Origin of the sequence: Pseudomonas sp. B10(2017) (assembly GCF_002113295.1) — a bacterium.
GTDB classification, from domain to species: Bacteria; Pseudomonadota; Gammaproteobacteria; order Pseudomonadales; family Pseudomonadaceae; genus Aquipseudomonas; species Aquipseudomonas pudica.
Window position 1 is genome coordinate 26,284 of record NZ_NEJU01000001.1, and the last position, 12,167, is coordinate 38,450.

Here is a 12,167-nt window from a genome sequence, read left to right on the forward strand (position 1 = left end):
GTAACCCGGTCCTGGGCCGGAATCATCACGCCCCATGCACTGGCCCAAAGCACCTGGCAGCCCATTCCAAGGCAGCGTTTCTGGCTGTTTGCCTGCTTCTGATAATCGCCTCCGACATCCCGTCCCCGTTTCGGAGCGCGCCATGTACAACAATAAGAAACTGTCCCCACGCTTGCTGGCGGCTGTTACCGTCAGCCTGTCGACCCTTTGCCTGAGCAGCTTAGCCAAGGCCGAGATCATGCTGTACGACAAGGACCAGACGACGTTTTCCACCGACGGCTATATCAACGCCTTCTATGTCAACAGCGATGTCGACCGGCAGGGCGAGCAGTTCGATCGCCGCCAGTCTCGGGTGAAGATGGGCTTTCTGCCCAACTACCTTGGCTTCAACATGGGCAAGCAGGTGGATGACCTGAAGCTCGGCGCGCGTGCCTCGTTCTGGGTGACCATCAACGACAGCGAAACCAACGGTACCGACACCGCCATCGATGTGCGCCAGTTCTACGGTACCGTGGCCAACCCCGAGTGGGGCGAGGTGCTGATCGGCAAGGACTTCGGATTGTTCGCTCGTTCCAATATCCTGCTCGACGAACTGCTGGCCGGTTATGGCCAGGTCAGCGACACCCTGGGGCTGGTGGACGGCGGCGGAGTATCGTTCGGCAACATCGGTAGCGGCTACCCGTACCCGTTCCCCACATCGCAGATCACCTACCGCACGCCAGTGATGGACGGCCTGCGGGTGGCGGTGGGCATCATGGACCCGGTGGACACCAACGACAGCAGCCCGACCGGCAAGGCCTACCAGGAAAACCCGCGTACCGAGAGCGAGATCACCTACCAGTTCGACCTGGGTGGGGCGCAGATCTACAGTTGGGTCAACGGCAGCTACCAGACCTCCGACAACACCGACCCGGCGGTGCAGTCGGTCACCTCCAAAGGGGTCGGCTACGGTGTGCAGGCGAAGATGGGAGGGCTGTCGCTGACCGGCTCGGGGTTCCAGGCCAAGGGTATCAACCCGTTTTTCACCAACAATGCTGGCGAACCGACCTTGCGCAATGTCGACAGCGATGGCTACTTGCTGCAGGGCTCCTACAAGGTCGGCAAGAACCGGGTGGCGCTGTCCTATGGCAAGACCAAGGACGATGGCAACGGCGCGGTGGGCAGCGGTGCGGATTACGAGACTCGTGGCGTGGCGCTGTTCCATGACGTCAACGACAACCTCAAGCTGGTTGCCGAGTACAACCAGTTCTCCATCGATGGGCATGAAACCAGTGACCAGAACGAAGACACCGATACCTTTGCGGTGGGGGCGGTGTTGACCTGGTAGGCCCTCGGCCTCGACTCAAGATTGCCGGGGCTGCTGTGCAGCCCTTTCGCGACGCAAGGCCGCTCCCACAATGTCCGCGCAGGGTTCGTGAATTGCTTGCGCGGTCGATGTGGGAGCGGCCTTGCGTCGCGAAAGGGCCGCGCAGCGGCCCCGGCAATCTTCAGGAAAAGCTATTACAACCATGGAACCGCCCACCCGCTACCCAAGTAGCATTCGTCCTCGATGATCGCCTTCGTACACTCATCACTCAGCCACCCCGCGCCGGAGACCACGATGCAGCAGGCTCACAACGACGGTGTGGTCAGCGCCATGTCCCAGGCAACCGACGCCCGGCAGGCAGCCGAGGAGCTGGCGGCGCAGTTGCTGCACCCACACCTGGGTTTCGTGCTGTTCTTCTGCTCCGCCGAATACGACCTGCAAGCCTTGGGCGAAGCCCTGGAGCAGGGTTTTGGCGGCATCCGCCTGGTCGGTTGCACCAGCGCCGGCGAAATCACCCCGCTGGGCTACGGCCGCAATTGCATAACGGCAGTCGGGTTCGATCATCGGCACTTTTCCATCGCCACCGAGCTGATCGATGAAATGGAGCACTTCAGCCTGATCGACGCCCAGCAGATGGTCGAGCGCCTGGTCGGCACCTGCCGCAGCAATACCCTGGCGCCGATCAAGGGCCACAGCTTCGCCCTGACCTTGCTCGACGGCTTGTCCAGCCGCGAGGAGATGGTGCTCGCCGCCCTCAGTGCGGCCCTGGGCGATATCCCGCATTTCGGCGGTTCGGCTGGCGACGACAACTACCTGACCCGCACCCACGTGTATTTCGGCGGCGCGTTCCATCACGGCGCGGCGGTGGTGGTGCTGGTCAATACCTGGCTCGACTTCGAAGTGTTCACCACCCACCACATCCTGCCGCGCCAGGAAAAGCTGGTGGTTACCGGCGCCGACAGTGCCCAGCGCCGGGTATACGAACTGAATGCCGAGCCTGCTGCCGAGGAATACGCCCGGCACATCGGCGTGCCGGTGGCCGAGCTCGATCATCAAGTGTTCGCCGCCCATCCGCTGGCCGTGCGTATCCATGACCAGTATTACGTGCGGGCAATCCAGCAAGTGCACCCGGACCTGAGCCTGAGTTTCTACTGCGCCGTGGAAAACGGCATCGTGCTCACCGCGATGACCCCAGGCCCGCTGTTGCCGAACCTGCACCAGTTGTTCGACGGCTTGCAGCAGCGCCTCGGCCAGCTGCTGCTGACCATCGGTTGCGATTGCTTCCTGCGGCGGCTGGAGCTGGAAGCCCGGCACGGCCTGGAACCGATTGGCGCGTTCCTGCGCGAGCAGCGGGTGATCGGCTTCAACACCTACGGAGAACAGTTCAATGGCATGCACATCAACCAGACCTTCACCGGGGTCGCCATTGCCCGCAACCGGCCTCCTGTCGGTCGCTGAACTGCAGGCCGAGGTCGCCCGGCTGCAGCACCAGAACCACAAGCTGCAGCGTATCAACGGCGCGCTGATCGAGCGTATCGAGTCTGGCGTAACGCGTGGCAACGACCCTTATGCCGCATTCCAGCATTCGGTGGTGCTGGCCGAGCAGGTGCGCGAACGCACAGAAGCGCTGAACCAGGCCATGGCCGAGCTCAAGGCCGTCAACCACCTGCTCAGCGAGGCCCGGCAGCGGGCCGAGACGGCACACCAGCACCAGATTCGCCTGATCACAGACCATGTGCCGGCGCTGATCGCCTACCTGAATGCCGACCTGGTCTACGAATTCACCAACAAGGTCTATGAAGAATGGTACTGCTGGCCTCGCGGCGTGATGCTGGGCCAGAGCCTGCGCGATGCCCACAGCGAACAGCATTACCAGCGCCTGGAGGCCTACGTGGCGCGGGCGCTGGCGGGGGAGAGCGTAACCTTCGAGTTTGCCGAAACCAACATAAACGGCCAGGAACGCTACATGCTGCGCTCCTACGTGCCGAACCGCCTGGCCAATGGCGAAGTGGTGGGCATCTTCGTGTTGATCCGCGACATCACCGAGCGGCGCAATACCGCGCAGGCGCTGCACCAGGCGTATCAGCACCTTGAGCAACGGGTACGCGAGCGCACTGCCGAGCTGACCAGCCTCAACGAGCAGCTGCTGCGCGAAATCGAGGAGCGCAGCCGGGTGGAATCGCGCCTGCGCGAGGCCAAGCGCGAGGCCGAACAGGCCAACCTGTCGAAAACCAAGTTCCTGGCCGCCGTCAGCCATGACCTGCTGCAGCCACTGAACGCGGCGCGGCTGTTCACCAGTGCCTTGCTCGAACACCGCGAGCCGCACAACAGTGCTCACCTGGTGCGTAATGTCAGCAATTCGCTGGAGGATGTGGAGAACCTGCTAGGTACCCTGGTGGACATTTCCAAGCTCGATGCCGGGGTGATCAAGGCCGATGTCGCCCCGTTCGCCCTGCGCGAACTGATGGACAACCTCGCTGCCGAATACGCCCAGGTGGCACGCAGCGAAGGGCTTGAGCTGCATTTCGTGGGCTGTTCCGCCGTGGTGCGCAGTGATATCCAGCTGCTGGCGCGGATCCTGCGCAACCTGCTCAGCAATGCCATCCGCTACACCCGCAGCGGCCGTGTGGTGCTGGGCTGCCGGCGCCTGCGAGGCGGCTTGCGGATCGAAGTGTGGGACAGTGGAATCGGTATTGCCGAGGAGCACCTGGAAGAAATGTTCCAGGAGTTCAGGCGCGGTGATGTGCAGCGCCCGGACCAGGACCGCGGCTTGGGCCTGGGCCTGGCGATCGTGGAAAAGATCGCCGGCATCCTCGGCCACCGGATTCGGGTGCGTTCATGGCTTGGCAAAGGCTCGGTATTCGCGGTCGAAGTGCCGCTGAGCGCCACCGCGCCGAAGGCCCAGCCCAGCCTGGCGATCAGCGAGCCGATGCTCGAGCGCCTGCGCGGGGCGCGGGTGTGGGTGCTGGATAACGACGCGGCTATTTGCGCCGGCATGCGCACCCTGCTGGAGGGTTGGGGCTGCCGGGTGGTCACCGCGTTGTCAGAGGAGGACCTGGCGCGCCAGGTGGACAACTACCATGCCGAGGCCGACCTGCTGATCGCCGACTACCATCTGGACAACGACTGCAATGGCGTCGACGCCGTGGCGCGGATAAATGCCCGCCGCGCCCAGCCGCTACCGGCGATGATGATCACCGCCAACTACAGCAACGAGCTCAAGCAACAGATCCGCGAGCTGGGCCACACCCTGATGCACAAGCCGGTGCGGCCGATGAAGCTGAAGGCGGCGATGAGCCATTTGCTGGGCAGCAGCGTGGCATAGCCGCCGGCCTCTTCGCGGGCTTGCCCGCTCCCACAGGTATTGCGCAACACTGAAACCTGCGGGAATCCTGTGGGAGCGGGCAAGCCCGCGAAGAGGCCGGAACAGGTCAACGCCGCAGGTAATCACCGAAATCGATATCACCGGCACTGAGGATGGCCTGCACCCGGTTGTGCACGTTGAGTTTGCGCAGGATCGCCGAAACGTGGGCCTTGACCGTGGTCTCGGCGATATCCAGGGTGTAGGCGATCTGTTTGTTCGACTCGCCCTTGGTCATGCGCTCGAGTACCAGCAACTGCTTGCGGGTCAAGGCCTGGAGCATCTCCGGCGGGAAGCTCGGGGCATCGTTCAGGCGCCGGCTGGTGCTGCTTTTCTGGGCTCGGATGATGTCGGGCGGCAGGTAGACGTTGCCGTTGAGGATCTGCTCGATCGCTTCGATCATCTGTGAGCGTGGCGAGGACTTGGTGATGAAGCCCACCGCACCATAAGTGATGGCCTGCAGCACGATCTGCTTTTCCTGCTCGGCCGAGACGATCACCACCGGTGTGGTCGGTGCCTCGTTGCGCAGGGTGATCAGGCCATTGAGGCCATGCATGCCGGGCATGTTCAGGTCGAGCAGGATCAGGTCGAGGTCGTCGTGCTCGTGGGTCAGCGCCAAGGCGCTGTCCAGGTCGGCGGTTTCCATGACTTCGCTGCCCTGGAAGCCATCGCTGATAACGTTGTGGATGGCTTCGCGAAACAGGGGGTGATCGTCGGCAATCAGAATTTTGTACATGGCCTTTTCACCTCGTTTTTATTGGATGGAGCGGGCACGCGTTTGCAGGCGATGAATTCAGGGGAAGGGTTCTGGCTGCGCTGGCTGCAGCGGCAGGTTGGCCTGCTGCCAGGCGTCCAGGCCATCGCGGTACCAATACAGGTTCTTATAGCCCAGGGCTTTCGCGCGTTTTACCGCGTTCCAGCTTAACCAGCAATCGGAGCGGCAGTAAAAGACCAGCGGTTGCTCCGGGCGCCCGGCGGTGGCTTGTTGCAGGTTGCGCACGAAGTAATCGTGCCACGCCGGGCTCAGCTCGCCGTCGCCGGTGTTGGCCAGCCAGCGGCTGCCGGGAATGTTGGCGTGGGGTTCATCTTCGATGAAGCGGCCTTGCAGCCATTGGCGGCGATAGACGTCGATCAGTACCGGCCTTGGGGTGTGCCCCAGCAGGGCTTGCAGGGTGGCAGTGTCGATGACCTGGCCGCCCTCGACCTGTTGTGGGGTCGGGCTGCGGTAGAGGGTGGTGCGATAGCCGTCGGCGGAGAATAGCGGCGTGGTGTCGGCCTGGGCGATGCCCAGCGTCAGGCTCAGGGAAAGCGCCGCCAGCAATGGGCGTGGCAGCCGGGGCAGGGCACGTGGCATGGGGGTTGTCCTTTTTGTTATAGGCCCATTACATGCCAGTGGCGGTGCATTGTGAATGCGACGATCAGACAGCAAAGGCAGTACCAAAGTAGTAGAAAGCCGGGCGCGCAAACCTGTGGGAGATTGCCCAACCCTTTGGGCTACGCTGTCGCACAGGGAACAATGTTCGAGAGCGTGTCACCTTCCCTTGTGGGAGCGGGCGTGCCCGCGAACACCGGCGAAGCCGGTGCCATACACCGCGTCGCCTGTTTCGCGGGCGCGCCCGCTCCCACAGGGTTCGCGCTAAGCGATGGATCGCTGCCGCTCAGCGCGGCTTGCGCAGCGCCGCATGCTGGGGGTTGAAGGTAAGGATCGCCAGCAGGGTGAACAGCACGGTCAGCCCCAGGCATACCGCCAGCGCCAGCGGGTTGAAGCGCTCATACAAGGCAAAGCGCACCAGCTCCACGGCATGGGTGAACGGGTTCACTGCACACAGCCAGTACAGCCACTGGCTGGCCTCGCGCATTTTCCACAACGGGTACAGCGCCGAGGACAGGAAGAACAGCGGGAATATCACGAAGTTCATCACCCCGGCAAAGTTCTCCAGCTGGCGGATCGCATTCGACAGCAACAGCCCCAGGGCGCTGAGCATCAGCGCCACCAGCAGCAACGCGGGCAGCGCCAGCAACAGGCCCGCAGCCGGTGGCCGCACGCCATACAACCAGGCGATGGCAAGGAAGGCGTACACCTGCAGCAGGGAAATCAACGAGGTTGCCAGCAGCTTGCTGCCGAGCAGGAAGGGCCGCGGCAACGGGCTGGTCAGCAATACGCGCATGCTGCCCATCTCCCGGTCATAAACCATCGACAGCGAGCCCTGCATGCCGTTGAACAGCAGGATCATGCAGGCAAGGCCCGGAATGATGTACACCTCGTAGGGGATGTAAGTGTCGTAGGGCTCGATGATCGCAATGCCCAGGGCCGCGCGAAAGCCGGCGGCGAACACCAGCAGCCACAGCAGCGGGCGCACCAGGGCGCTGAGGAAACGGGTGCGCTGCAGGACGAAACGCAGGCATTCGCGCAGGAGAATGCCGTTGAAGCACTGCCAGTAAGCGTTCATCGGGCATTGGCTCCTGTGGGGGCGCTGGTCAGGCGGGCAAAGGCATGGTCGAGGTCACCGCCGTGCTCCAGGCTCAGGGCGTCGGCCGTGCCGCTGGCCACCAGGCGCCCTTGATGCAGGATCAGCAGGTCATCGCTGGGCTGCACTTCGTCCAGCAGATGGGTGGTCCACAGCACACTGAGGTGCTGCTCGCGGCACAGCAGCCGCAGGTGCTGGTTGAGCGCCAGGCGGCTGGCCGGGTCAAGGCCGACACTGGCCTCGTCGAGCAACAGCAAGCGCGGTTCATGGAGCAGCGCGCGGGCAATTTCCACCCGGCGCCGATGGCCGATGTTCAGCGCCCGGACCGGCTCACGCCGCCGTTCATCGAGGCCCTGGCGGGCCAGCTCGGCATCGACCCGAATATTGCCCTGGCGCCGCGACAGGCCATGCAGCGAGGCGTGGTAGCGCAGGTTCTGCTCCACGCTCAGGTCAAGGTCCAGGGTGCTTTGCTGGAACACCACACCCAGCTGGCGCAAGGCCGGGCGCGCCGCGTTTCGCAGCGAGCAGCCGCACACGCGGATGTCGCCCTGCTGCAGGTCGTACAGCCGGGTGAGCAGGGCGATCAAGGTCGACTTGCCGGCACCATTGGGGCCCAGCAAGGCGGCGAAGCGCCCGGGGGCCAGGCTGAAGCCGACCTGCCTGAGCGCCTCGCGCTGGCCGTAGGCAAAGCTCACGTCACTGACATCGAGGGTATTCATGGCGTCACCACCACGCCCCAGGGGTAGCGCCCGACCTTCACCGACTTAAGCACCTTGAGGCTTTTTGCATCGATTACCGAAACGTCGCCGCTGACGCCGTTGGTGGCCAGCAACTGGCTCTGGTCCGGGGTGAACGCCAGTTGCCAGACCCGCCGGCCCACCAGCAGGTAGTCGAGTACTTCATAGGTCTTGGCATCGACTACCGCCACATGGTTGGCCGGGCCCAGGGCGACGAACGCGTACTTGCCGTCGGCGCTGAGCTTGATGCCCACTGGCTGGACTTTGTCCGGGTGCACGCCCTTGATCTGGAAGTTCAGGGTTTTCAGCACCTGGCGGCTGGCCACGTCGAGGATGGTCACCGTGCCGCCGATTTCCGCCGAGGCCCACAGCCGCGAGCCGTCCTGGCTGAACTCGACGAAGCGTGGCCGCTGGTCCACCGGGGTACTGTCCGCCAGGGTCTGGGTGCTGGTATCGATCCAGTGCAGCATGTTGGTGGTTTCACTGGTATTGACCGCCCACTTGCCATCCGGGCTCACCGCCATGCCTTCGGGCTCGATGCCGACGTCGATCTGCCCGAGCACCTTGTCGGTCTGGGTGTCGATCACTGTCACCAGTGCGTCGTCTTCGTTGGACACGTACAACCAGCGGTCGTTGGGGTGCAGGGCGAACTGCTCCGGGTCCTTGCCGGAGGGCAGTTCCTTGATGATCTTGCGGGTGGCCACGTCCATCACCTGCACCCGGTCCGAATCGCTGGCGCAGATGTACAGCAGCCTGTTGTCGTGGGACAGCAGCAGGCCGCGCGGACGCTGGCCCACCGGCAGGGTCTCGGTGACTTGCAGGGTCTGCATGTCGATCAGGCTGAGGCTGTTGTCCTTCTCGTTCGACACCCAGGCGGTGGCGGCCACCGCATGCCCGCCGGCAAGCGCCAGGGCGCCCGACAGCAGGCTGGGGTAAAGCAGTGCCCGGTGAAACGGGGAGCGACGCATGGCGAAATCCTTTTTGTTGTGGTTATCGGGTCAGGGGTAGCCGCAGGTCACTTCGGGCTTGTCGTAGCCCAGGCTGTCCATTTCGTTGAAGGGGTGCAGGAAGCCCTCCTGCGGCGAAGTGCTGACCAGGGCCCGCGGCTGCACCAGCGGGATCGGCTGGCGCAGCTCGCCGTTCCACGGGCGGTAGCTGAGCTTGCGGCCCTTGAAACCGTCCAGCGGCAACTGCTCGCTGAGCAGCAGTTGCTGCAGGGCGCGGGGCTCGGCCTGGCGCAGTTTGCTTGCTGCGCTGGCGATGCTGCGCACGGCCATCCAGGCGGCGAAGTCGCGGTCGTTCATCCAGCGCCCGGCCTGGGCTTCGAAGCGCTTTTGCAACTGCGCCGCGCCGAAGGTTTCCACGGTCCTGTGCCAGCCGGTAGGGGTCAGGCCCTGGGTGCCGGCCACCGGGCGCGGGTACCAGGTCTGGTAGGGCAGGTACTCGCCGAAGTCGCCGCGCTCGTCGGCCACCAGCACCACGTCGTACTCGGCGGTTTGGGTGAACAGCGGCATGTCGGCCTGGGCGCTGCGGCGCTGGTCGTTGTCGAATGTCCAGGCTTTCTCCGCGACCAGCTGCATGCCGAAGCGCTTCATGGCGCGGCGCAGGGCCGCCGCATAGGCGCGGTCGTCGTCGGTCTGGCCCACGACCAACAGCGCCCGCTGCCATTTGCGCAGCACCAGGAATTGCGCCAGGGCATCGGCCAGCATGGCGCGGCTTGGCAGGCTGTGCAGCACATTGCCCAGGCACTGGTTGCTGCGCAGGCTATCGTCCGGGCTGCCGGCGTTGAACAGCAGGCTGTCGGGCAGGGCGGCAGACAGCGCGCGCAAGCTGGCGGCGGGGGCATTTACCACGAACAGCCGCAGGCCCTGGTCATGCTGGGCCCTGGCAGCTTGCAGCAGGGCTTCGGGGCTTTCGACGGTGGCATTGGCCAGGTGGAATTCCTGTTTGAGAAAACGCCCGCTGCTGTTGCTGTCGACAATCGCCAGTTCGGCGCCCTGCAGCCCGGCATCGGTGGGTTCGGGAATGATGTTGGACAGCAGCGGGCCGGGATCGGGGCGATAGCCGAGATAGCCGATGCGCACCTGCAACGGTTCCCCGCCTTGGGCCTGCGCGGCGGGAGCCGGGCTTGCAGCAAGCGTCGCGGCCAGGGCCAGCAGGCAGGTCATGGCAAGGTGGGCAGGCAGGCGCATAAGGCAACTCCACGGCAGATGGCGCCAGCATAGGAAGCCCGCCGGGAGCGGGAAATATGCAGAAAGTAGCGCTCGCCCGGTACCAAGGTAGTAATTCACCACATGGGCGCGGGTTTTACGATGGCCGCAGCAACCCCGAGGAGAACTGCCCATGCGCCTTGTCAACCTTTCGGCCCTGTGGCGGATCAACCTCTGGGTCACTTGTTGCTTCGCGATGTTGACGCTGGCCTGTGCCGGGGTGCTGTTGCACCAGGCGGTGGCTGATGTGGAGCGGGAGTTGCAGTCGGCGCAAGCCGTGGTGGCATACCTCGGCGACACTGCCGAGCGCGACCCGCAGAGCCTGCAACCACGGCTGACGCAAAGCCTGCGCCATGTGCGGGTGCACTGGCTGGCGGCGGATGAACCTGCGCGGCTGCCGCAAGAAACCGGCCTGGATGCCTGGCTGGGCCGCCAACTGCTTGGCCAGCGCCACGACAGCAGCCGGTTGCTGGAGCTGGGGGATGGCCGCCGGGTAATGATCACCGTGGATGCACGGGATGAGATAGACGAGGTGCGTGATTCCCTGCAGCAGTTGTTGATCCTGTGCGGTCTGGCGTTGCTGCTGAGCTTGTTGACCATCCGTTGGGCGGTGCGGCGGGGCATGGGCTTGCTGGACGATCTGCTGCAAGCCTTGCGCCAGGTCTCGGGTGGGCAATTGACCACACGCCTGCGCGAGGCCGGCCTGCCAGAGGCGCGCCAACTTGCGGAGCACTTCAACCGCATGACCGCGTCTCTGGAGCAGGCCCGCTGCGACAATACCCAACTTACCCAGGCCCTGCTGGCGGTGCAGGAGCAGGAGCGCACCCAGCTGGCGCAGACCCTGCACGACGACCTCGGACAATACCTGGCGGGTATTCGGGCCCAGCTCTGCCTGCTGCGCATGGTGGCCGACCAGCCAACCGCGGTGGCGCAGACGACCCGCACCCTGGAGCTCGATTGCGAACGCCTGCAGCAAGGTTTCCGCGCCCTGGTACACAACCTGTACCCGCTGGCGCTGCAGCACATGCCACTGGCCGAAGCCTTCGGCCTGCTGGTGAGCCAATGGCAGGCCAGCCAGGGTATCGATTGCCGCCTGCGGGTAAGCGAGCATTTGCCGGCACTACCCGGGCCGAGTCGCACGCATCTGTATCGCTTGCTGCAGGAGGCATTGACCAACGTCGCCCGGCACGCTGGCGCCAGCCAGGTACGGGTGCGCCTGCAACGCAGCGCCAAGGGCTTGCGCCTGTTGGTTCGCGACAACGGTTGCGGTGCGAGCCAGCCTCAGCGCCCCGGTGTAGGCCTGCATTCGATGGCCGAGCGCGCCCGCAGCCTTGGCGGCGAACTGCGCATTCTCAGCCGCCCGGGTGCCGGCTGGGCGCTGGCCCTGAACATTCCCATGGAGGTGTGATGAATATCGTGTTGGTCGATGACCACGCCGTGGTCCGCCAGGGCTATGCCAGCCTGTTGCGTGCGGTGCTGCCGACAGTACAGGTGCGTGAGGCTGCCAGTGGCGAAGAGGCGCTGGCCCGGGTTCAGGAGCAAGTGCCCAACCTGGTGATCATGGATTTCGGCCTGCCAGGTATCAGCGGCCTGGAAACCACCCGGCGCCTGCGTCAGCGCCTGCCGCAACTGCGGGTGCTGTTCTTCAGCATGCATGACGAACTGCCGTTGGTACGCCAGGCGCTGGATGCCGGGGCTTCGGGATACCTGACCAAGAACTCGGCGCCCGAAGTGCTGATCGAGGCGGTGCAACGGGTGTTGGCCGGGCATGCCTATATCGAACAGCCCCTGGCCACCCAGCTGGCCTGCACCTCACAGCACAATGCCAGCGACCCGCGCCTGCAGCGCATGACCCAGCGTGAGCTGGAGATTTTCGTGATGTTGGCCAAGGGCACACCGGTGCGGGGGATTGCCGAGCAGCTGTGCATCAGCGCCAAGACCGTGTCCAACCACCTGACCTTGCTCAAGAGCAAGTTGCAGGTCAGCTCCCATGCCGAGCTGGTGCATCTGGGGATTGATCTGGGGGTGGTGCGGGTGGCGGGGTGAGGCATTCTGCTATCTGGACTTTGCGCAGAGCCTTGTAGG

At 64.5% G+C, this 12,167-nt stretch carries 11 protein-coding genes; 5 read left to right on the top strand and 6 right to left on the bottom strand.

What is annotated here, in order from left to right:
- The first annotated feature begins 142 nt into the window (after positions 1–142).
- The 3 genes from CAF92_RS00145 (at position 143) to CAF92_RS00155 (ending at position 4,631) form a co-directional block, all read left to right on the top strand.
- On the top strand, positions 143–1,327 hold the full coding sequence (locus CAF92_RS00145; RefSeq protein ID WP_046613896.1) for a porin: 1,185 nt from the start codon (positions 143–145) through the stop codon (positions 1,325–1,327).
- 273 nt (positions 1,328–1,600) lie between these two features.
- Positions 1,601–2,764, top strand: a complete 1,164-nt coding sequence (nosP, locus tag CAF92_RS00150) for a nitric oxide-sensing protein NosP (RefSeq protein ID WP_085598323.1) — start codon at positions 1,601–1,603, stop codon at positions 2,762–2,764.
- A complete protein-coding gene (locus CAF92_RS00155; RefSeq protein ID WP_046613894.1) occupies positions 2,733–4,631 on the top strand; it encodes a NahK/ErcS family hybrid sensor histidine kinase/response regulator in 1,899 nt (632 codons plus the stop codon). Before nosP ends, CAF92_RS00155 begins: the two co-directional genes overlap by 32 nt.
- Positions 4,632–4,737: 106 nt before the next feature.
- Here CAF92_RS00155 and CAF92_RS00160 read toward each other — a convergent pair whose 3' ends face one another.
- From CAF92_RS00160 to CAF92_RS00185, 6 genes are all read right to left on the bottom strand, one after another.
- The gene (locus CAF92_RS00160; RefSeq protein WP_013972165.1) at positions 4,738–5,403 is read right to left on the bottom strand and encodes a response regulator transcription factor; all 666 of its coding nucleotides are present in this window, start codon (positions 5,401–5,403) and stop codon (positions 4,738–4,740) included.
- A 57-nt stretch (positions 5,404–5,460) separates the two neighbouring features.
- A complete protein-coding gene (locus tag CAF92_RS00165; protein ID WP_085598325.1) occupies positions 5,461–6,021 on the bottom strand; it encodes a PQQ-dependent catabolism-associated CXXCW motif protein in 561 nt (186 codons plus the stop codon).
- Between the two features lie 304 nt (positions 6,022–6,325).
- On the bottom strand, positions 6,326–7,117 hold the full coding sequence (locus tag CAF92_RS00170; protein ID WP_085598327.1) for an ABC transporter permease: 792 nt from the start codon (positions 7,115–7,117) through the stop codon (positions 6,326–6,328).
- Positions 7,114–7,854 (bottom strand): ABC transporter ATP-binding protein, encoded by a 741-nt coding sequence (locus CAF92_RS00175; protein WP_085598329.1) that lies wholly within the window; start codon positions 7,852–7,854, stop codon positions 7,114–7,116. Before CAF92_RS00175 ends, CAF92_RS00170 begins: the two co-directional genes overlap by 4 nt.
- Entirely contained in the window at positions 7,851–8,840 is a 990-nt protein-coding gene (locus tag CAF92_RS00180) for a YVTN family beta-propeller repeat protein (protein WP_085598331.1), read from the bottom strand. The genes CAF92_RS00175 and CAF92_RS00180 overlap by 4 nt, the downstream gene beginning before the upstream one ends.
- A 30-nt stretch (positions 8,841–8,870) precedes the next feature.
- The gene (locus tag CAF92_RS00185; protein WP_085598333.1) at positions 8,871–10,064 is read right to left on the bottom strand and encodes an ABC transporter substrate-binding protein; all 1,194 of its coding nucleotides are present in this window, start codon (positions 10,062–10,064) and stop codon (positions 8,871–8,873) included.
- A 151-nt stretch (positions 10,065–10,215) separates the two neighbouring features.
- On the opposite strand from CAF92_RS00185, the gene CAF92_RS00190 reads away from it, so the two are divergent.
- Both CAF92_RS00190 and CAF92_RS00195 read left to right on the top strand, forming a co-directional pair.
- On the top strand, positions 10,216–11,490 hold the full coding sequence (locus CAF92_RS00190) for a histidine kinase (protein WP_085598336.1): 1,275 nt from the start codon (positions 10,216–10,218) through the stop codon (positions 11,488–11,490).
- Positions 11,490–12,128, top strand: a complete 639-nt coding sequence (locus CAF92_RS00195) for a response regulator transcription factor (protein WP_046613887.1) — start codon at positions 11,490–11,492, stop codon at positions 12,126–12,128. The genes CAF92_RS00190 and CAF92_RS00195 overlap by 1 nt, the downstream gene beginning before the upstream one ends.
- The last annotated feature ends 39 nt before the right edge of the window (positions 12,129–12,167 follow it).

Excerpts from the sequence above, each read along its gene's own strand:
- CAF92_RS00145 (WP_046613896.1), top strand. The coding sequence starts at position 143 with ATGTACAACAATAAGAAACTGTCCCCACGCTTGCTGGCGGCTGTTACC.
- nosP (WP_085598323.1), top strand. The coding sequence starts at position 1,601 with ATGCAGCAGGCTCACAACGACGGTGTGGTCAGCGCCATGTCCCAGGCA.
- CAF92_RS00160 (WP_013972165.1), bottom strand. The coding sequence starts at position 5,403 with ATGTACAAAATTCTGATTGCCGACGATCACCCCCTGTTTCGCGAAGCC.
- CAF92_RS00165 (WP_085598325.1), bottom strand. The coding sequence starts at position 6,021 with ATGCCACGTGCCCTGCCCCGGCTGCCACGCCCATTGCTGGCGGCGCTT.
- CAF92_RS00170 (WP_085598327.1), bottom strand. The coding sequence starts at position 7,117 with ATGAACGCTTACTGGCAGTGCTTCAACGGCATTCTCCTGCGCGAATGC.
- CAF92_RS00175 (WP_085598329.1), bottom strand. The coding sequence starts at position 7,854 with ATGAATACCCTCGATGTCAGTGACGTGAGCTTTGCCTACGGCCAGCGC.
- CAF92_RS00180 (WP_085598331.1), bottom strand. The coding sequence starts at position 8,840 with ATGCGTCGCTCCCCGTTTCACCGGGCACTGCTTTACCCCAGCCTGCTG.
- CAF92_RS00185 (WP_085598333.1), bottom strand. The coding sequence starts at position 10,064 with ATGCGCCTGCCTGCCCACCTTGCCATGACCTGCCTGCTGGCCCTGGCC.
- CAF92_RS00190 (WP_085598336.1), top strand. The coding sequence starts at position 10,216 with ATGCGCCTTGTCAACCTTTCGGCCCTGTGGCGGATCAACCTCTGGGTC.
- CAF92_RS00195 (WP_046613887.1), top strand. The coding sequence starts at position 11,490 with ATGAATATCGTGTTGGTCGATGACCACGCCGTGGTCCGCCAGGGCTAT.